This is a genomic window from Variovorax sp. OK212 (assembly GCF_900112425.1).
GTDB lineage: Bacteria > Pseudomonadota > Gammaproteobacteria > Burkholderiales > Burkholderiaceae_C > Variovorax.
In genome coordinates, this window is sequence record NZ_FOLP01000010.1 from 1 (window position 1) to 16633 (window position 16633).

17 protein-coding genes are annotated in these 16633 nt (G+C 67.6%); 6 read left to right on the top strand and 11 right to left on the bottom strand.

What is annotated here, in order from left to right; translation table 11 throughout:
- Positions 1 to 266: 3-oxoacid CoA-transferase subunit A (locus tag BM004_RS25135; protein ID WP_143072505.1), on the bottom strand; the 266-nt coding region annotated here is incomplete at its 3' end.
- A gap of 138 nt (positions 267 to 404) precedes the next feature.
- Here BM004_RS25135 and BM004_RS25140 point away from each other — a divergent pair.
- Entirely contained in the window at positions 405 to 1196 is a 792-nt protein-coding gene (locus tag BM004_RS25140) for an IclR family transcriptional regulator domain-containing protein (protein WP_093217773.1), read from the top strand.
- Between the two features lie 42 nt (positions 1197 to 1238).
- Here the strand turns inward: BM004_RS25140 and BM004_RS25145 are convergent, their stop codons facing one another.
- The 10 genes from BM004_RS25145 to BM004_RS25190 all read right to left on the bottom strand — a co-directional run bounded on the left by BM004_RS25145 (position 1239) and on the right by BM004_RS25190 (position 11577).
- Positions 1239 to 2249, bottom strand: a complete 1011-nt coding sequence (locus tag BM004_RS25145; protein WP_093130357.1) for a Bug family tripartite tricarboxylate transporter substrate binding protein — start codon at positions 2247 to 2249, stop codon at positions 1239 to 1241.
- A 130-nt stretch (positions 2250 to 2379) separates the two neighbouring features.
- Positions 2380 to 3393 carry a branched-chain amino acid ABC transporter permease gene (locus BM004_RS25150; protein ID WP_256220040.1) on the bottom strand — a complete coding sequence of 338 codons (1014 nt, stop codon included), beginning with the start codon at positions 3391 to 3393 and terminating at the stop codon, positions 2380 to 2382.
- A 23-nt stretch (positions 3394 to 3416) separates the two neighbouring features.
- The gene (locus BM004_RS25155) at positions 3417 to 4280 is read right to left on the bottom strand and encodes a branched-chain amino acid ABC transporter permease (RefSeq protein ID WP_093130359.1); all 864 of its coding nucleotides are present in this window, start codon (positions 4278 to 4280) and stop codon (positions 3417 to 3419) included.
- Positions 4273 to 5007, bottom strand: coding sequence for an ABC transporter ATP-binding protein (locus BM004_RS25160; protein WP_093217776.1), 735 nt, complete (start codon positions 5005 to 5007; stop codon positions 4273 to 4275). Before BM004_RS25160 ends, BM004_RS25155 begins: the two co-directional genes overlap by 8 nt.
- Before the next feature lie 154 nt (positions 5008 to 5161).
- The gene (locus tag BM004_RS25165; protein ID WP_093130361.1) at positions 5162 to 5881 is read right to left on the bottom strand and encodes an ABC transporter ATP-binding protein; all 720 of its coding nucleotides are present in this window, start codon (positions 5879 to 5881) and stop codon (positions 5162 to 5164) included.
- A gap of 11 nt (positions 5882 to 5892) precedes the next feature.
- A complete protein-coding gene (locus tag BM004_RS25170; protein ID WP_093217778.1) occupies positions 5893 to 7146 on the bottom strand; it encodes an ABC transporter substrate-binding protein in 1254 nt (417 codons plus the stop codon).
- A 50-nt stretch (positions 7147 to 7196) separates the two neighbouring features.
- Positions 7197 to 8660, bottom strand: a complete 1464-nt coding sequence (locus BM004_RS25175; RefSeq protein WP_093217949.1) for an aldehyde dehydrogenase family protein — start codon at positions 8658 to 8660, stop codon at positions 7197 to 7199.
- Positions 8661 to 8794: 134 nt separating this feature from the next.
- A complete protein-coding gene (locus tag BM004_RS25180) occupies positions 8795 to 9802 on the bottom strand; it encodes a hydroxyquinol 1,2-dioxygenase (RefSeq protein ID WP_093217779.1) in 1008 nt (335 codons plus the stop codon).
- Between the two features lie 142 nt (positions 9803 to 9944).
- The gene (locus BM004_RS25185) at positions 9945 to 10457 is read right to left on the bottom strand and encodes a cupin domain-containing protein (protein ID WP_093217781.1); all 513 of its coding nucleotides are present in this window, start codon (positions 10455 to 10457) and stop codon (positions 9945 to 9947) included.
- 157 nt (positions 10458 to 10614) lie between these two features.
- Positions 10615 to 11577: a LysR family transcriptional regulator gene (locus tag BM004_RS25190; protein WP_093217782.1), complete on the bottom strand. Its 963-nt coding sequence runs from the start codon at positions 11575 to 11577 to the stop codon at positions 10615 to 10617.
- A 130-nt stretch (positions 11578 to 11707) separates the two neighbouring features.
- Here BM004_RS25190 and BM004_RS25195 point away from each other — a divergent pair, with 130 nt between their 5' ends.
- The 5 genes from BM004_RS25195 to cpaB all read left to right on the top strand — a co-directional run bounded on the left by BM004_RS25195 (position 11708) and on the right by cpaB (position 16482).
- Positions 11708 to 12841, top strand: a complete 1134-nt coding sequence (locus tag BM004_RS25195) for a nuclear transport factor 2 family protein (protein ID WP_093217784.1) — start codon at positions 11708 to 11710, stop codon at positions 12839 to 12841.
- Positions 12808 to 14292, top strand: a complete 1485-nt coding sequence (locus tag BM004_RS25200) for a L,D-transpeptidase family protein (RefSeq protein ID WP_093217785.1) — start codon at positions 12808 to 12810, stop codon at positions 14290 to 14292. Before BM004_RS25195 ends, BM004_RS25200 begins: the two co-directional genes overlap by 34 nt.
- Before the next feature lie 413 nt (positions 14293 to 14705).
- Positions 14706 to 14888 carry a Flp family type IVb pilin gene (locus BM004_RS25205; RefSeq protein WP_093130368.1) on the top strand — a complete coding sequence of 61 codons (183 nt, stop codon included), beginning with the start codon at positions 14706 to 14708 and terminating at the stop codon, positions 14886 to 14888.
- 1 nt (position 14889) lies between these two features.
- Positions 14890 to 15396 carry an A24 family peptidase gene (locus tag BM004_RS25210; RefSeq protein ID WP_256220042.1) on the top strand — a complete coding sequence of 169 codons (507 nt, stop codon included), beginning with the start codon at positions 14890 to 14892 and terminating at the stop codon, positions 15394 to 15396.
- Positions 15397 to 15468: 72 nt separating this feature from the next.
- The gene (gene cpaB / locus BM004_RS25215) at positions 15469 to 16482 is read left to right on the top strand and encodes a Flp pilus assembly protein CpaB (protein ID WP_093217787.1); all 1014 of its coding nucleotides are present in this window, start codon (positions 15469 to 15471) and stop codon (positions 16480 to 16482) included.
- The last annotated feature ends 151 nt before the right edge of the window (positions 16483 to 16633 follow it).

The window sequence follows — 16633 nt, forward strand, 5'->3', positions numbered from 1 at the left end:
CCGTCGAACACCTGGCTGTCGGCCTGGCGCGGGAAGCTGCAGATGATCTTGCGCACGCGGCCGGCTTTGAGCAGCGCCGCCAGGCCGGTCTCGCCGTTGCCCGCGTTGTTGTTGACGACGGTGAGGTCCTTGGCGCCCTGCTCGACGAGGCCGTCGATGAGCTCGTTGGGAATGCCGGCCGTGCCGAAGCCGCCGATGAGAACCGTGGCGCCGTCCTGGATGCCTGCCAGGGCATCCGCGACCGAGCGCGCGATCTTGTTGATCATGAAGCTTGTCTCCGGGTGAAAGGAAAAAAGAACCAGAAGAAGAACCCGAACCGCGATCCCGCCGATTTTGCGAACCGCCGATTTGTTCGTCTAAAGAACATTTGTTCGTATAATGAATTCTAGAGAGGATCGCGCACCATGGCAACCCACCCGACACACCCCGACACACCCTCCCCCGCCCCGGGCGACAGCTACGTGCAGTCGTTCGCGCGCGGCCTGCAGGTGATCCGCTCGTTCAGCGCGAACGCGCCGCGCCAGACGCTCAGCGAAGTGGCCGCGGGCAGCGGGCTCACGCGCGCGGGCGCACGCCGCATCCTGCTCACGCTGCAGACGCTGGGCTATGTGGTGACCGACGGCAAGCTCTTCACGCTCACGCCGCGCATCCTCGACCTGGGGTTCGCGTACCTGTCGTCCATGCCCATCTGGAACCGCGCCGAGCCGGTGATGGAAGCGCTGGTGCAGCAGGTGCAGGAGTCGTGCTCGGCCGCCGTGCTGGACGCGACCGACATCGTCTACGTGCTGCGCGTGCCCACGCAGAAGATCATGCGCATGAGCCTGGGCGTGGGCTCGCGGCTGCCGGCGTATTGCACGTCGCTGGGCCGGCTGCTGCTGGCCGACCTGGAAGACGACGAGGTGCGCGCGCGGCTGGAGGCCTCCAGCATCGAGGCGATGACCAAGCACACGGTGACCGATGTCGACGCGCTCATGGCCAAGGTGGCGCAGGCGCGCAAGCAGCAGTGGTGCCTGGTGAACCAGGAGCTGGAAGAAGGCCTGATCTCGGTGGCCGCGCCCATCGTGAACCGGCAGGGCCGCATGGTGGCCGCGCTGAACATCAGCGGACAGGCCAACCGCACCAGCGCGAAGGTGATGCAGGAGACCATGCTGCCCGCGCTGGTGGACGCGGCGCAGCGGGTGTCGCAGCTGCTTTAGCGGTGCCGGGGCTCAGACCCCGAGCGCTGGCAGTGCGGGGGCTCAGCCCTCGGAGTGAATGCCCTTCATGATGATCACGCCGCCCAGGCGCGTGGTGTCGGCGCGCATGCGCTTGGCCAGCGTGTCGGGCGAACCGGGCTGCGCCTGCCAGCCGGTCTTGAGCAGGGCCTGGCTCACGTCGGGCGAGCTGATCACCTCGACCAGTGCCGCGTTGAGCCTGGCAACGGCCGCGGGCCTCATGCCGGCGGGCGCGGCCAGCGCGGTCCAGATCTCCAGGTCGGCACCGCGCACGTCGGCGTCGCGAATGGTTGGCAAGTCACCGGCCAGCACGCTGCGCTCGGGCGAGGTCACGCCAATGGCCTTGATCTTTCCGGACTTGATGTGCGGCAGGGCCAGGCCCGGCGGCAGCAGCGCCAGCTGGATCTCGTTGGCCAGCAGGCCGGCAATGACCTGCGGGTTGCCCGTGTAGGGCTTGTGCTGCGCGGTGATGGCCGCGCGGCTCTTGATGAGTTCCATGCCCAGGTGGCCCACGGTGCCCACGCCGGGCGTGCCGTACTTGCCGCCGCTGCCCAGGTTGCGCACCCACAGCAGCTGGTCGGCCGCGGTCTTGCCTTCGGCATTGCCCGACACCGCCAGCACCAGCGGCGCCGTGCCGATGAGGCCGACGGGCGCGAAGTCTTTCTCGGGGTCGAAGGGCAGCTTGGGGTTGAGCAGCTTGGCAATGGTGAGGTTGCCGTTGATCAGCGCGCCGATGGTGTGCTCGTCGGTGGCCTTGGCCACCAGGTCGGCCACGGTGTTGCCGCTGGCGCCGGGCTTGTTCTCGACCACCACCGGCTGGCGCAGGATCTTCGACAGGGGCTCCGCGATGGCGCGGGTCGCGAGGTCGGGCGAGGCGCCGGCGGGGAAGCCCACGAGGATGCGCACGGGCTTGGTGGGCCAGGCGGGTTCGCTGGCGGCGGGAGCGGTGCGTTGGGCCCACGAAGCCTTCGCGAAGAGCGATGCGGCAACGGCTGCCGCGCCGCCTTCGAGCAAGCGGCGTTTGGTGATCGTCAAGGTGACTCCAGAGAGTGAAAGACCGGGAAATGCAGGTGCGTTGCTGACAGCGAGCTGACGAACGTGCTTACAACACGTTACATGATCATGCTGCATTGCGCAAGTCAGACGGAAGCTTGCAATGGGGCTTTCACGGGGTGCGCACGGGTGGCACCTGCAGCAGCTTGCGTTGCGTGGGAAACAACGACCAGCCCCAGCGCTGCTGCGCGTAGCCCCACAGGCCCTGCTTGAAGAACAGCGTGACGAGGATGGCAAGCAGCCCCATGCCCAGCAGGTACCAGGTGCCGTAGTCGCTCAGGAACTTGTTGAGCGCCCAGAAGATGAGCGCGCCCACCAGCGGCCCCTCGATGCGGCCGATGCCGCCGATCACCACCATGAAGATGGCAAAGGCCGTCCAGTTGACGCTGAAGGCCGCGTCGGGGCTGATGCGCAGGTTGCCCACGAAATACAGCGCCCCCGCCAGCCCCGCGCCGAAGGCCGCCACCACGTACACCGCGAGCTTCATGCGCGCGACCGGAATGCCCTGCGACTCGGCCGCCACCTCGTTGTCGCGGATGGCCAGCAGCGCCAGGCCGCGCTTGCTGCGCAGGAACAGGTACACCAGCGCAACGGCCGCGACCACGCAGGCCAGCGCCATCCAGTAGGTGGTGCTTTCGCGCGTGGCCTTGTCGATGCCGCGCAGGGCCGTGAGCGTGGTGCCCGAGCCCCCGCCCACCGCCGACACGTTGGCGAAGCTCAGGCGGAACACCTCGGCGATCACCCAGGTGCCGATGGCGAAGTAGCCGCCCGACAGGCGGAACGCCACGAAGGACACGGGTATCGCAACGAGCCCCGCCGCCAGCGCACCCAGCGGTATCGCAACGAAGGGGTTGAGCCCCGCGAAGTTGCCGAGCATCAGCATCACGTAGCCGCCGAAGCCGAAGAAGGCCTGCTGCCCGATGCTCACCATGCCGCCGTAGCCCGCGAGCAGGTTCCACATCATCGCGAAGATGAAGTAGCAGGCGATCTCGACGAACTCGCGCATCCAGCTCGACTCGCCCCAGAACGGAAGGCTGGCCGCGACCAGCACCAGGGCAACGCCGATGGCGAGTACCGCACGGCTCGCGGCGGTCGCGCGCTCGACGGCGATGAGGGGTGGGGGCATGTTCGTCATTCGCGTGGTCCGCTTCATCCGCGTGTCTTGGGAAAGAGCCCCTGCGGGCGCAGCACCAGCACCACGAGGAACACGATGTGCCCGGCCCAGATGCCCCAGCCCGGGTCGAGCCGGAAGCCGATCTGCTGCGTGACGCCGAGGATCATCGCGCCGGCCAGCGTGCCCCAGAAGGAGCCCATCCCGCCGATGATCACGGCCTCGAAGGCGAAGAGCAGCAGCAGCGGGCCGTCGGACGGCGACACCGTGGTGCGCATGCCCTGCAGCGCGCCCGCCACCGCGATCAGCACGAACGCAATCGCGGTGGCGAAGGCGTAGACCTTCTTCGCGTCGAGCCCCATGAGCTCGGCGATCTCGCGGTCGTCGGACACCGCGCGAAACGACCGGCCCAGCGCCGTGCGCGCGAAGAGCCACTGCAGCGCGCCCGTGGCCGCTACAGCGACCACCAGGACGATGAGCGGCAGCACGCCGACGGACAGAGCGTCGCCCAGCGCCACGCCCTGCGTGCTGAGCCCGCCGGTCTCGATGGCGCGCGGGTCGGCCGAGAACAGCTCCAGCAGCAGGTTCTGGATGACGATCGACAGGCCGAAGGTCACCACCAGCGAAGGCAGCGGGTCCTTGCCGAGCGTGCCGTTGAGCACGAAACGCTGCAGCGCGTAGCCGAAGCCGAAGGCCAGTGGCAGCACCGCGAGCGCCACCAGCCACGGCGCCGCCGCGCCCGTCAGCGACACGCCCCCGATGACGGCGAACGCGCCGAGGATGATGAAGTCGCCCTGCGCCGTGTTGGTGAGCCGCATGACGCCGAACATCAGCGACTGGCCCAATGCGAACAGCGTGTAGAGGCCGCCGAGCAGCACGCCTTGCACGAGGGTTTCAAGCATGGGCGGCCTCCGTGCCTGTGCCACTGCCACTGCCGAAATAGGCCTGCGAGATCCGCTCGCGCGTGAGGTCGTTCGAACGGCCTTCGAGCGATACACGGCCTTCCTGGAAGCAGTAGATGCGCTGCGACACCTGGCGCGCCATCGTCACGTCCTGCTCGACGATGACCACCGTCATGCCCTCGCCGGTGATGGTGGGCATGGCCGCGTAGATCTCGCGGATGACGATGGGCGCGAGGCCCAGCGAGAGTTCGTCGCACAGCAGCACCTCGGGGTTGCTCATGAGCGCGCGGCCGAGTGCGACCATCTGCTGCTGGCCGCCCGACAGCGAGGTGGCCGGCTGGTGGCGCTTCTCCGCGAGGATGGGAAACAGCGCGTACAGGCGCTGCAGGTTCCACGGCCCCTTGCGCGCCGCGGTGGCGCCCATCAGCAGGTTTTCTTCCACGCCGAGGCTGGGGAACAGGCGGCGGCCTTCGGGGACCATGGCGAGGCCGCGGCGCACGATGTCGCCGGGAGGCAGGCCTCCGATGGATTCGCCCTTGAAGCGGATCGCTTCGCGCGGGGCGCGCACGAGGCCGGTGAGGCTTTTGAGGAAGGTCGATTTGCCGGCACCGTTGGCGCCGATGATGGCGACGAGCTCGCCTCGGGTCAGCGAAAAGTCGATGCCGAAGAGGGCCTGGGCGTCGCCGTAGAAGGCCTGGAGGGCGTGGGTGTCGAGCAGGGCAGTCATGGTCGTTGCTCCATCCCCTGTCTTGCTCCCTCTGCCCTTGGGGAGAGGGTTGGGGTGAGGGCCAGCGGCGATGGCAAGGCACGCGGCATTTGAAAGGCCGCTGCCCTCACCCTGGCCCTTTCCCCCAGGGAGAGGGAACAACACGCGAACGCGCTCATGCTTCCATCCCCATGTACACCCGCCGTACCTCCGCATCGTTCATCACCACCCGCGGCGCCCCCTCCGCCAGCTTCTGCCCGAAGTTGATGACGAACAGCCGGTCCGCCAGCGACAGCAGCGCATGCACCACATGCTCGATCCAGATCATCGTCACGCCGCGCGCCTTGATGCGCTTGAGTTCGTCGACCAGCACCGCGGCCTCGGGCTCCGTGAGGCCGCCCGCGATCTCGTCGAGCAGCAGCAGCTGCGGCCGCGTGGCCAGCGCGCGCGCCAGCTCCAGGCGCTTGCGGTCCAGCAGCGTGAGCCCGCCCGCGGGCTTGTTGGCATGCGCCATCAGTCCCGTCTGCGTCAGCACCTCGTGCGCCGTCTGCCAGGCCTCGCGTTCGGTCTGCTGCCCACCGAAGCACGCGGCCGTCACGAGGTTCTCGAACACGCTCATGTTGCCGAAGGGCTGCGGCACCTGGTAGCTGCGGCCGATGCCCGCGTGGCAGCGCTGGTGCGGCTTGAGCCGCGTCACGTCGCGGCCCGCGTACTCCACGCGCCCCGCATCAGCGCGCACGTCGCCCGAGATGAGGTTGAACAGCGTGGTCTTGCCCGCGCCGTTCGGCCCGAGGATGCCCAGCGTCTCGCCTTCGGCCACCGACAGCGTGATGTCGTCGGTGACCTTCAGCGCGCCGTAGGACTTGCTCACGGCATGCAGTGCCAGCAGCGTCATGGCGTTCTTCTTCAGAGCAGCCGCAGCGTGCCGCCGGTGGGAATGTTCGTCGCGGCCTCGTTGTTCACGATGGTGAGTTCGACCTTGTACTTCCTGCCTTTGCCCCACTGGCCGAGCACCAGCGGCGTCTTGCTCACATTCTTGAACGGGCCCTGGCCGCCCCACTTCACCGGACCGACCACCGAGTTGATCGAGGTCGCGGCAACCGCATCGCGCACGTCCGAAGCCTTCAGCGACCTGGCGCGGCCCAGCGCATTCGCTGCCACCTCGAACAGCGCATGCGCGAAGCCGATGGGCTGCGTCCACTGCTTCTGCGCGCCCGCCTCGTAGGCCTCGGCCAGCGCCTTCGCACTCTGCTGCGTGAGGCTGGACGTGAACGGGTGCGACGGGCTCCACCACACCTCGGTCGACAGGCCGTCGCCCAGCTCGCCCAGCGCCTCGATGGCACCCGGGAACAGCAGCGCCTTGCCCAGCGTGATGACCTTCGGCTTGAAGCCCTGCTGCCGCGCCTGCGTGAGGAAGGTCTTGGCGTCGGGAGGGATCACCACGCCGGTGACGATCTCGCAGCCCGCGCTCTTGAAGGCCGCAATCTGCGCGCTGAAGTCCTGCGTGCCGTTCTGGAAGCGGCCGGGGTCGGTGAGCGTGAAGCCCATCGCCGCGAGCGGCTTGGGAAAGCCCAGCTCCTTGTCGCCCCACGCATTGCCGTCGCCGTCGTTCGGGAACAGGCCGCCCACCTTCTTGTTGGTGGCCAGCGTCTTCCAGCCGTTGGTGAAGTTGGCGATGACGTCTTCCAGCCCCCAGAACATGTGGTACGTCCAATTGAAGCCCTTCGCCGGGTCGCCCTTGCGCCCGAAGAACCACGGCTGCCACGGCACCACGCTGGAGATGCAGGGCACCTCGTTGAGCTCGCACGCATCGCTGACGGGGTTCGCGGTTTCGGGCGTGCCGGCCGTGAGCACCAGCGCGACCTTGTCCTTCAGGATCAGGTCGTTGGCCACCTCGCCCGCGCGATTGGGGTTCGATTGGCTGTCCTTCAGCACGATCTGCACCGCGTACTTCCTGCCGCCCACGCCGATGCCGTCCTTGAAGGCGGTCTTCATCTGGTCGATGACCCACTTGTCGGCCTCGCCGAAGGGCGCGAGCGGGCCGGTCTGCGGCGACACGTAGCCGATCTTCAGCGTGTCGGCCGCGAACACCAGCGGTGCCGCGCCCGAGGCCACCAGCGCGGCCGTGGCCTGCGTGAACTGCCTGCGATTGAATGTCATGGCTGTCTCCTTCTCTTGTATGTATGTGCTTGCCGCAAAGGGCCCCGGGGTCAGCGCGCGAAGTGCGGCGGTATCTGCGCGTCGACGTTCACCCACACGCTCTTGACCTGTGTGTACTCGCGCATCGCGTCGAACCCCATCTCGCGGCCGTAGCCGCTCTGGCCGACGCCGCCAAAGGGCGAGCCGGGGTTCACGCGCTTGTAGCTGTTGATCCACACCATGCCGGCGTGCAGGTCGCGCGCGACCTTGTGGGCGCGCTGCAGGTTGTTGGTCCACAGGCCGCTGCCCAGGCCGTAGTCGGTGCCGTTGGCGATCTGCATGGCTTCTTCGTCGGACTTGAAGGTGAGCACGGTGACGAAGGGGCCGAACACTTCTTCCTGCGCGACGCGGTCCTTGTACGACCTGGCGCGCATCACGGTGGGTTCCACGTAGCAGCCCCCGGCCAGGTCGCCGCCGGGCGACTGGCCGCCCGCGAGCAGCTCGCCGCCCTCGCCTTGCGCCACCTCGACATAGCTCAGCACGCGTTCGCGGTGCTGCGCGCTCGTGAGCGGGCCCATCTCGGTGCTGTCGTCGAGCGGGTTACCGAGGCGTATGGACTTCGCGAGCGGAATGAACTGCGCGAGGAACGCATCGGCGATCTTCTCGTGCAGCATCAGCCGCGAGCCCGCGATGCAGGCCTGCCCCTGGTTGTGGAAGATGGCCCACGCGCTGCCGTTGACGGCGGCCTGCAGGTTCGCGTCTTCGAACACGATGTTGGGGCCCTTGCCGCCGAGCTCGAGCTGCACCTTCTTCAGGTTGCCCGCGCTGGCCTGCACGATGCGCCGGCCCGTGGCGGTGCTGCCGGTGAAGGCGATCTTGGCGATCTCCGGATGCTCCGCGATGTACTGGCCCGCCACGCTGCCCAGGCCCGGCAGCATGTTGACCACGCCGGGCGGCAGGCCCGCCTCGGCCATCAGCTCGGCGATGCGCAGCGACGACAGCGGCGTGATCTCCGCCGGCTTCATCACGATGCAGTTGCCGGCCGCGAGCGCGGGCGCCATCTTCCAGCTGGTGAACATCAGCGGGAAGTTCCACGGCACCACCTGCCCGACGATGCCGACGGGCTCGCGCAGCGTGTAGTTGAGAAAGCCCTCTTCCACCGGAATGGTCTCGCCCTGGAACTTGTCGGCCATGCCGCCGAAGTAGCGAAAGCACGCGGCCGTGCGCGGCACGTCGAGCCGGCGCGAGTCGCGGATGGGGTGGCCGGTGTCCAGCGACTCGAGGCGCGCGAGCTCTTCGGCGTTGGCCTCGATGAGGTCGGCGAGCTTCAGCAGGATGCGGCCGCGGTCGGCGGCGGCCATGCGGCTCCACCTCGGGAACGCGCGCTTCGCCGCGGCCACGGCCTTGTCGACGTCGGCCTTGCCGGCCAATGCGACGTTGACGATGGGCGTGTTGTCGTGCGGGTTGAGCGTGGCGAGGGTCTCGCCGGACTCGGCGTCGACGAAGCGGCCGTCGATGAAGAGTTGGTGGCGTATGGAAGAAAAAGGCATGAGCGTTCCTCTCCCTCCCCCTTGGGGGGAGGGTTGGGGTGGGGGCATCTTCAAAGAGGGCGCGGGCTCGCAGAGCCCCACCCCAGCCCTCCCCCCGGAGGGGGAGGGAGCAAGACCGGTCAGAACTCGACCGGAATCTCCGGGCTCTCGCCCTTCTGGATCTCGAACACCAGGCTCGGCGACCCGTTCTCCCACACCAGCAACATCGAGCGCTTCGGGCTGAAGCCCTGGTGCCGGCAGTAGGCGGGCATGGCGGCCATGTCGCCCGCCTTCATGATCACGCGCGCCATCGGCCGGCCGGTGTTCTTGTCGCCGCAGTCCCAGTGGATCTCGTCGGTCATCTGGAAGAACCACTCGACGCGGTCGTTGCCGTGGATGATCGGCAGGATGTGCTCCTCGGTCGTCGGGCACATGTAGCTGTGCTTCACCACCGAGGTGAAGCTCGGGTTCCACGTGACCTGCGAGCGGCTCAGGAAGCCGAAGAGATTGAAGGCATGCACCTCGTTCTCGAAGCCCGGCTCGGGGTGCAGCTCGGGCTCGCCCTGCGGCACGTCGGCGAAGGCGCGGTTCACCGGCGCGCCGCGCGCGTCGCTGCGCAGGTCGAGGTCGCCCTTCAGGCCCACGCAGCGCTTGGCCAGCTCGCGCGCCCGGGTGATCTTGGCGGTGTTGTTGCCGCTCTTGCGGCCGTAGGGAGAGCCGGTTTCCTGCGGCGCCGCGAAAGGGTCGAAGCTCTCGTTGGTCCAGTCGTCGAGCATGGCCTCGAAGGTGGCGCGGATCTGCGCGGTGGGGAAGTTCTCGAGCAGGTCGATGCCCGCGTCCTTCATGGTGCCGTTGAAGCTGCCGGCGTACAGGTCGACCGATTCGTAGTGATTGACCGTGCCGAACACGTCGTCGAAGTTGACCCAGCCGTAGAAGAAGCCCCAGGCCACGTCGCGCATGAGCGCGCGCAGGTAGCTGCCGGCGTCCATGGTGTGGCTCATGGGACGGCCGTCGCGGGTCTTCCAGCCGATGTGCACGAAGTATTCGTCGCGGCGGAAGCGGAAGCTGCCGAGCGAAAAGTCCTTGTAGCCGAGCGTGGCGTCGGGCTGCGACGCGATCACGCGGGCGAGTTCTGCGGGGGCGTTCATGGTGTTTTCCTCAACTGGTCTTGAATGTTCAAGTGCCGTGTCTTTCGTGGAACACCGCGGAACCGGCTTTGCCGGGCCGCTGGTGTTGCCCCCGGCAGGGGGTTGGCGAAGCGACACGAAGTGCGCGCAGACTGGGGGCGAGTCAATTTGATTGGCAGATGTCGGCCCACTTCTCTACCGAGAGGTCGCCCTTGCAGCTCTGCAAGACGATCACTCCAGGATCGCCCGCACTGCGGAACTGGTACGCGGTGTTCTTCGGCAGCAGGCCCTGCTGGCCGCGCGAGAGCTTCATCCAGCCCATCTTCTTGCCCTTGGGTTCGCCCTGTACGAGCACGGCGCCGTTCTTCTCCGTGTCGGCCACCGCCTGCGCGGCGTCGAGCTGCACCAGGTGCACTTCGACGTCGCCGTCCATCACCAGCGCGAACTCGTCGTGCGCACAGGTGTACCAGGGCGAGGTGCCCTCGGCGCGCAGCGTTTCCAGCACGTAGATCTGGTTCTGGCCGAACACGACCTTCTCGTACGGCCGGCTGATGCTGGCGATTTCGAAGCAGTTGGAAAACGCGTAGTGGCGCACGTCGTCGTCGATCGGTTCGACGTGGCCTTTCTCGAAGTGCTTGAGCGACCCGAAGCGGGTCTGGTAGGCGGCGGTTGTCATGGCTTGTCTCCTGGTGTCTCTTCGGATGAGCGAACTCTAGGAGCCCGGCGCCGCCGCCGGTAGGGACCAGTTTGGAAGCGGATTGTTCGGCGCTTCCGAATAATCGCGGGGGTTTACCCCTGTTCGGGCCCTCGCCCCTCCAGCGGCTGCTACGACCTCAGCCGCTGGAGCGGCTGAACTCGATGAGCTCCGCCGGGATCAGCCCACGCTCGATCAGCGTGGCGTCCCAGGGCGGCACGCGCGTGAAGCGCGTGGCGATGTGCTCGATGAACAGCCGCAGCTTGAGCGCATTGCGCGACGTGCCCGCATACACCGCGCTCAGCGAAAACGACGACAGCTGGTGCTCCGGCAGCACCACGCTCAGCTCGCCGCGCGCAATGGCGTCGCCCGCCACCAGCGTCGGCAGGCAGACGATGCCCGCGTGCTCCAGCGCGTATTCGCGCAGCAGGTGCACGCTGTTGGTCAGCAGCGCGGCGGCCAGGTAGATGGTGATCTGCTCGCCCTGGTGGTGAAAGGTCCAGCGGTCGCGCGTGGGGTAGCCCGAGTACAGGCCCAGCTTGTGGCGGTGCAGCTCGCGCGGCGTGGCGGGCGTGCCGTGGGCGTCCAGGTAGGCGGGCGTGGCGCACAGCACGCGGCGCACCGGGAACAGGTGGCGCGACACCAGCTCCTGCGAGGCGGCGGGAAAGATCTGCAACGCGCAGTCGACACCCGCCTTCACCGGGTCGGCCACCGCGTCGCTCACGATCAGCTCGAGGTGGATGTCGGGGTAAGTGGTCTGGAACTCGCGCAGCAGCGAAGCGAAGCGGCCCAGCACCATGCCCGTGAGCGCATGCACGCGCAGCGTGCCCGAGGGCGTGCCGCGCGCGTCGCGCATCTGGTCGACGATGTCGTTGGCGCGGCCCACCAGTTCGGTGCAGTCGCGCAGGAAGGCCTGGCCCATGTCGCTCAGGCGGACCACGCGCGTGCTGCGGTGGAACAGCGGCGCGCCCAGGAACTCCTCCAGCTGCTTCACCCGCGTGGTCACGACCGAGTTGGCCACGCGCAGCTGGCGCGCGGCTTCCGCGAAGCTCTGGGTCTGCGCCACACGAACGAAAGTTTCAATGCTTTGGAGTCGATCCACGGCGGCACTGTACTGCGGGGCGGCGCGTTGCGGGCGCGCCTCACGACTGTTGTCATCCCTGTGTCTGAAGGTTAACTGCCCCACTTACAATGCCTGCCGCATCTCCCACCCCTACGAGGTCTTGTCCGCAATGCCCAAGAGCCCCTGGCCGCGCGCCCGTTTCAGCCTTTCTCCCACCGTGCGAGCCCTTGTCCTGGCCGCTGCGGCCTGTGGCGTGGCCGTTCCCGCCCTTGCGGCGCTCGAGCACGAGGAAGTCGACAAGCTCATGCAGGCCGGCAAGCTCGACGAGGCGATGACCAAGGCCGACGCCTTCCTGAAGGACAAGCCGCGCGACCCGCAGATGCGCTTCCTGAAGGGCGTGATCCAGCTGGACACCGGCAAGCGCAACGAGGCCATCGCGGCCTTCACGCAGCTCACGCTGGACGCACCCGAGCTGCCCGAGCCGTACAACAACCTCGCGGTGATCTACGCGAGCCAGAACCAGTTCGACAAGGCGCGCAACGCGCTCGAAAGCGCGATCCGCACCAACCCCAGCTACGCCACCGCCCAGGAAAACCTCGGCGACGTGTATGCACGGCTGGCCAGCCAGGCCTACAGCAAGGCCCTGCAGCTCGACCAGGGCAACACGGCCGTGCAGCCCAAGCTGGCGGTGATCCGCACGCTCTTCACGCCGACCCCGCCGGGCGGCAAGCCGGCGGCGCTGGTCGCCTCGGCCGCCCCAACCGCTACGGCACCCGCGCCTGCACCGGCCCCCGTGGCCAAGGCACCGCCGCCGGCCCCGGCGCCCGCACCGGCCGCCCCGCCGCCGGCCAAGGTCGCGGCCGCGCCTGCGCCCGTGGCCGCCGCGCCCAAGGCGCCCGAGGCCGCAGCCCCGGCACCCGCACCTGCACCCGCTGCGGCGGCAGCCCCCGCGGCCAGCACCGCAGCCAATGCCGAGATCGAATCCGCCGTGCGCGCCTGGGCCTCGGCCTGGGCCAGCCAGGACATGGACCGCTACCTCGCGGCCTACGGCAACGACTTCGCCCCCGGTGGCGGCCAGAACCGCAAGAGCTGGGAGCAGGACCGCCGCGCGCGCATCGTCGGCAAGTCGAGCATCAGCGTGAACATCGAGAACCTGGCGATCAAGGTCGACGGCGATTCCGCCACCGCCAAGTTCCGCCAGATCTACCGCGCCGACAACCTCAATGTCTCCAGCCGCAAGACGCTGGAAATGCAGCGCTCCGGCAATCAATGGCACATTCGCAAGGAAAGCGTCGGCGGCTAGTGGCAGACATCGTCCGGCCGGGCCGGCTCCTGAATCCTCCATTCCGTCCGCGCAGCGGACAGCTGCTTGCAGCGCTGATGACCGCATCGGCGCTGATGCTGGCAGCTCCCGGCGCCGCGCGCGCATCGACCGCCGGCCACAAGCCCGCCGCCCCCTCGTCGAAGACGAGCGGCGCCGCCGGCAAGGCCAAGCCCGCAAGCGCCAACCGCGCCAATGCGCACACCGCCGGCAACCGCGCACCGGCCAGGGCGCCAGTGCAGGCGAAGGGCAAGAAGGCCGCAGCGCCCGAGGCCAAGACCGCCGCCAGGCCCGCACGCCGGGCCGCCGCCCCGCTCCAGGAAGCCAGCAACGCCGAAGCCCGCCTCATCGCGGTCTACGAGATGTTCGGCCGCGGCCAGACCCGCCCCGCGCTGGCCAAGGCGCGCGACCTCGTGCGCGACTATCCGAACTTCCAGCTCGCGCAGCTCGTCTACGGCGACCTGCTCGCGGCGCAAGTGCCGCCTTCGAACGCCCTGCCCGACACCGCCAGCATCGCCAAGATGCGCGGCAACCCGGCCATGGCCGACCTGCACGAGGAATCGAAGCGCCGCCTGCAGGCGCTGCGCGAGCGGCCGCCGGCCAACGCCATTCCCTCGCAGTTCCTGGCGCTGTCGACCCGCAGCCGCTACGCCATTGCCGTCGATGCCTCGCGCTCGCGGCTGTACCTCTTCGAGAACAGCGACAAGGGCCTGAAGCTCACGGCCGACTACTACATCTCGGTCGGCAAGTCGGGCACCGACAAGCTCACCGAGGGCGATGCGCGCACCCCGCTGGGCGTGTACTACGTCACCAGCAGCCTCGACCCGAAGTCACTCAAGGACTTCTACGGCGCCGGCGCCTTGCCCATCAACTACCCCAACCCGTACGACGTGCGGCGCGGACGCACCGGCGGCGGCATCTGGCTGCACGGCACCCCGCCCCAGCAGTTCGCCCGCGCGCCGCTGGCCAGCGACGGCTGCGTGGTCATGGCCAACCCCGACCTCAAGCAGCTTTTGCGCAAGGTGCAAATTGGCGCGACCCCGGTGGTGACCGCGCGCAGCCTGCAATGGATTTCGCAACCGCAGGCGGAAAAAGAAGCGCAATCGATTGCGGGCGCAATAAACGGCTGGAAAGATTCGCGGGCCGCCGGAAATGAAGCGCAATTGAAGAAATTCTATTTGCCCGATTTTCAGCGCGTCAGCAAGAAATCCACCGACGGTATTTCGGCTGTCGATGACGAAGTGAAATACGCGCAGGGCAAGCGCGTGCAGCTCAAGGACCTGTCGTACCTGCACTGGCGCGACAGCGAAGACACCATGGTGGTTACCTTCGGCGAGGTATTCGAAGGGGAGAAGAGCGGGCGCTCACGGCGCCAGTACTGGCTGCGCCAAGGCAGCGAGTGGAAGCTCTTCCACGAGGAAATCCTCGGCTGAAGCCCCCTGCCCGACCAGGGCACCCCCATCAAGTCGTGACATTTTGCTCACGCATTGGGGCTTTTTCAGGCGTTACATCTGGCCCTTTGTGGCCCCATGCTACGTAACGTGTAACGGGTTTTCGCCCGTAACGCGCCGCATTCGCACGTTCCCATCGACGTAACGCACCCTCCCATCTTCATGGGAGGTAACACAGTGCTTACAGAGGGAAAAATCAACCTGACCGCCATCGACCTGCTGACCCGGCCCGCGCCGGGATCGGCCGGAAAAAGGCTGGCAGCCATCCTGCTTACTCCTTTCGGCTAGCACGCCAAAAGGCTACGACTTGGTAGTTTCTCTTGTTGATACACAGAGTTACGCTGTATAACATTCATGTCGTCAGCCTTTGTTAACACTTCCTGGAAGGGGAAATCATGCTCAGCTCTATTGCTCGTTTTTGGCGCGATGAAGAAGGTGCTACCGCAATTGAATACGGAATTATTGCGGGCCTGATGGCAATCATCCTGATCGGGATCTTTTCCGAAACCACCGGTATCGGCAAGGCGCTGATCGATATGTTCGCGTATATCGGAGGCAAGCTTCCTACCAAGGATTGATTTGCGCGCGGATTCCGTCCTGCTGATCTGGCTGGCCCTGATTGCCGTCCATGACTTCCGCAGGCGCACTGTTCCCAACTGGCTCGTGTTGGCGGGCGCCGCGGCGGCGCTCGCACAACTCGCCTTCGGGCATCAGCCCGTGGGCCTCGGCTGGACGGACGCACTGCTCGGCTTCGCCGTTGGATTCGGCGCACTCCTTCTTTTCCACGCCGCAGGCGTCATGGGAGCGGGCGACGTGAAGTTCGCAGGCGCTCTCGGCCTGTGGGTCGGCCCCATGGCACTCATCCCCATCTGGGTCGGCGGCAGCCTCATTGCCGCCCTCCACGGCATTCTTTGGCTGGCGCTGCACCGCTGGCCCGTGTTTCCCCGGCTCGCGTTGATGCTCGCGCACCAACGCCCTGCTGCCGACGGCACGGCGCCGTCCGGGCGCCGGCCTCGTGTCGTTCCCTATGCAGCCTATCTGGCGCTGGCCACCGCGGCATGGCTGATCTGGGGGCGACAGAGTTGATCGCACGCGCCGCGGCAATGCCGCCGGTGGTCCGATTTCCGTTGCCTACCTTCCTTCTTCTACACGCCGCTCATGATCCATCTCACCAAGATAGTCGCCGCCATCCTCGTGCTGCTTGCCATCGCGCTCGGCGGCTATGCATGGATGCTCAGCCGCCAGGCCCCTGCGCCTGAAAAGACGGCAACGGCCGCGGCAGCGGTTCCCGCAAAGACCCAGGTGGTGATGACCTATGCGGTGGTCGTGGCATCGAAGCCGCTGCCGGCGGGACAACCCATTGCTGCCAACGCGCTGCGTGTCGAGCGCCTGCCGATCAATCCCGCCGGCGCCTTCCAGGACGCATCGGAGGCCGTCGGCCGTGTGCCGGTGATGGACCTCGGCGAGGGCACGCCGCTGCTCCAGGGCCAACTGGTCTCGGGACTCGCGTTGCGCGTGGCGGAAGGCGAGCGCGCGGTGGCGGTCAAGGCCGACGAGATCATGGGCGTCGGCAACAAGGTACAGCCCGGCGACTTCGTCGACGTCTTCGTGATGCTCAAGGCGGACAGCAAGGACATCGACCGGAGCCAGGCGCGGCTGCTGCTCGCACGCAAGCGCGTACTGGCATTCGGCAGTGCCTCCGTCGACGGCTTGCCGCCCAAGGGCGCGGACGCCAAGGCCGGCACGGCACAACCGCCGGCGCAACGCACGGAAGCCGCAAGAACCGCCGTGCTGGCGGTCACGGTCGACGAAGTCAATCGCCTGACGATCGGCGAATCGAGCGGGCGGCTGCTGCTGGCACTTCGCAATCCGAACGACGTGGCCGAACCCGATCCCAAGCTCTTCGCGGAGCTGCCGACCGCATTGCAACCTGCGCCCGCCAAGCCAGGCGCACCGCGACGCGCCCCTCTCGAAGGGCTGGACAAGGCACAGGCCGGCCTGGCCGCGGTGGATTTCGTTTCCGGCGGCACGGCCGACAGCGCGCGCCGCGCGAACGCCGTGGCCCGCAACGCAGCGCCGGCAACCCCGGGCCCTCGCGGCGCCTCTTCCGCACGGGGAGGCACCGAAGTCGAAGTGATCCGCGGCGAGCGCAGCGAAACCATGCGCTATTGATCGGCCAGACCCCATGACCGTCCAAGTTCAAGAAAGAAAACATATGCCGCACCTGTCCTGCCAATCCGCAAGGAATCGGCGGCCCCCGTTTCGTCTCGCGCTCGTTGCGCTGTGCCTGACCTCCTTCAGCCTCCTGACGCCGCTCTCGCAG

What these genes read in the sequence shown, in the direction of transcription:
- BM004_RS25140 (WP_093217773.1), top strand. Translation starts at nt 405, where the DNA reads ATGGCAACCCACCCGACACACCCCGACACACCCTCCCCCGCCCCGGGC.
- BM004_RS25150 (WP_256220040.1), bottom strand. Translation starts at nt 3,393, where the DNA reads ATGCCCCCACCCCTCATCGCCGTCGAGCGCGCGACCGCCGCGAGCCGT.
- BM004_RS25155 (WP_093130359.1), bottom strand. Translation starts at nt 4,280, where the DNA reads ATGCTTGAAACCCTCGTGCAAGGCGTGCTGCTCGGCGGCCTCTACACG.
- BM004_RS25160 (WP_093217776.1), bottom strand. Translation starts at nt 5,007, where the DNA reads ATGACTGCCCTGCTCGACACCCACGCCCTCCAGGCCTTCTACGGCGAC.
- BM004_RS25165 (WP_093130361.1), bottom strand. Translation starts at nt 5,881, where the DNA reads ATGACGCTGCTGGCACTGCATGCCGTGAGCAAGTCCTACGGCGCGCTG.
- BM004_RS25170 (WP_093217778.1), bottom strand. Translation starts at nt 7,146, where the DNA reads ATGACATTCAATCGCAGGCAGTTCACGCAGGCCACGGCCGCGCTGGTG.
- BM004_RS25180 (WP_093217779.1), bottom strand. Translation starts at nt 9,802, where the DNA reads ATGAACGCCCCCGCAGAACTCGCCCGCGTGATCGCGTCGCAGCCCGAC.
- BM004_RS25185 (WP_093217781.1), bottom strand. Translation starts at nt 10,457, where the DNA reads ATGACAACCGCCGCCTACCAGACCCGCTTCGGGTCGCTCAAGCACTTC.
- BM004_RS25195 (WP_093217784.1), top strand. Translation starts at nt 11,708, where the DNA reads ATGCCCAAGAGCCCCTGGCCGCGCGCCCGTTTCAGCCTTTCTCCCACC.
- BM004_RS25200 (WP_093217785.1), top strand. Translation starts at nt 12,808, where the DNA reads ATGGCACATTCGCAAGGAAAGCGTCGGCGGCTAGTGGCAGACATCGTC.
- BM004_RS25205 (WP_093130368.1), top strand. Translation starts at nt 14,706, where the DNA reads ATGCTCAGCTCTATTGCTCGTTTTTGGCGCGATGAAGAAGGTGCTACC.
- cpaB (WP_093217787.1), top strand. Translation starts at nt 15,469, where the DNA reads ATGATCCATCTCACCAAGATAGTCGCCGCCATCCTCGTGCTGCTTGCC.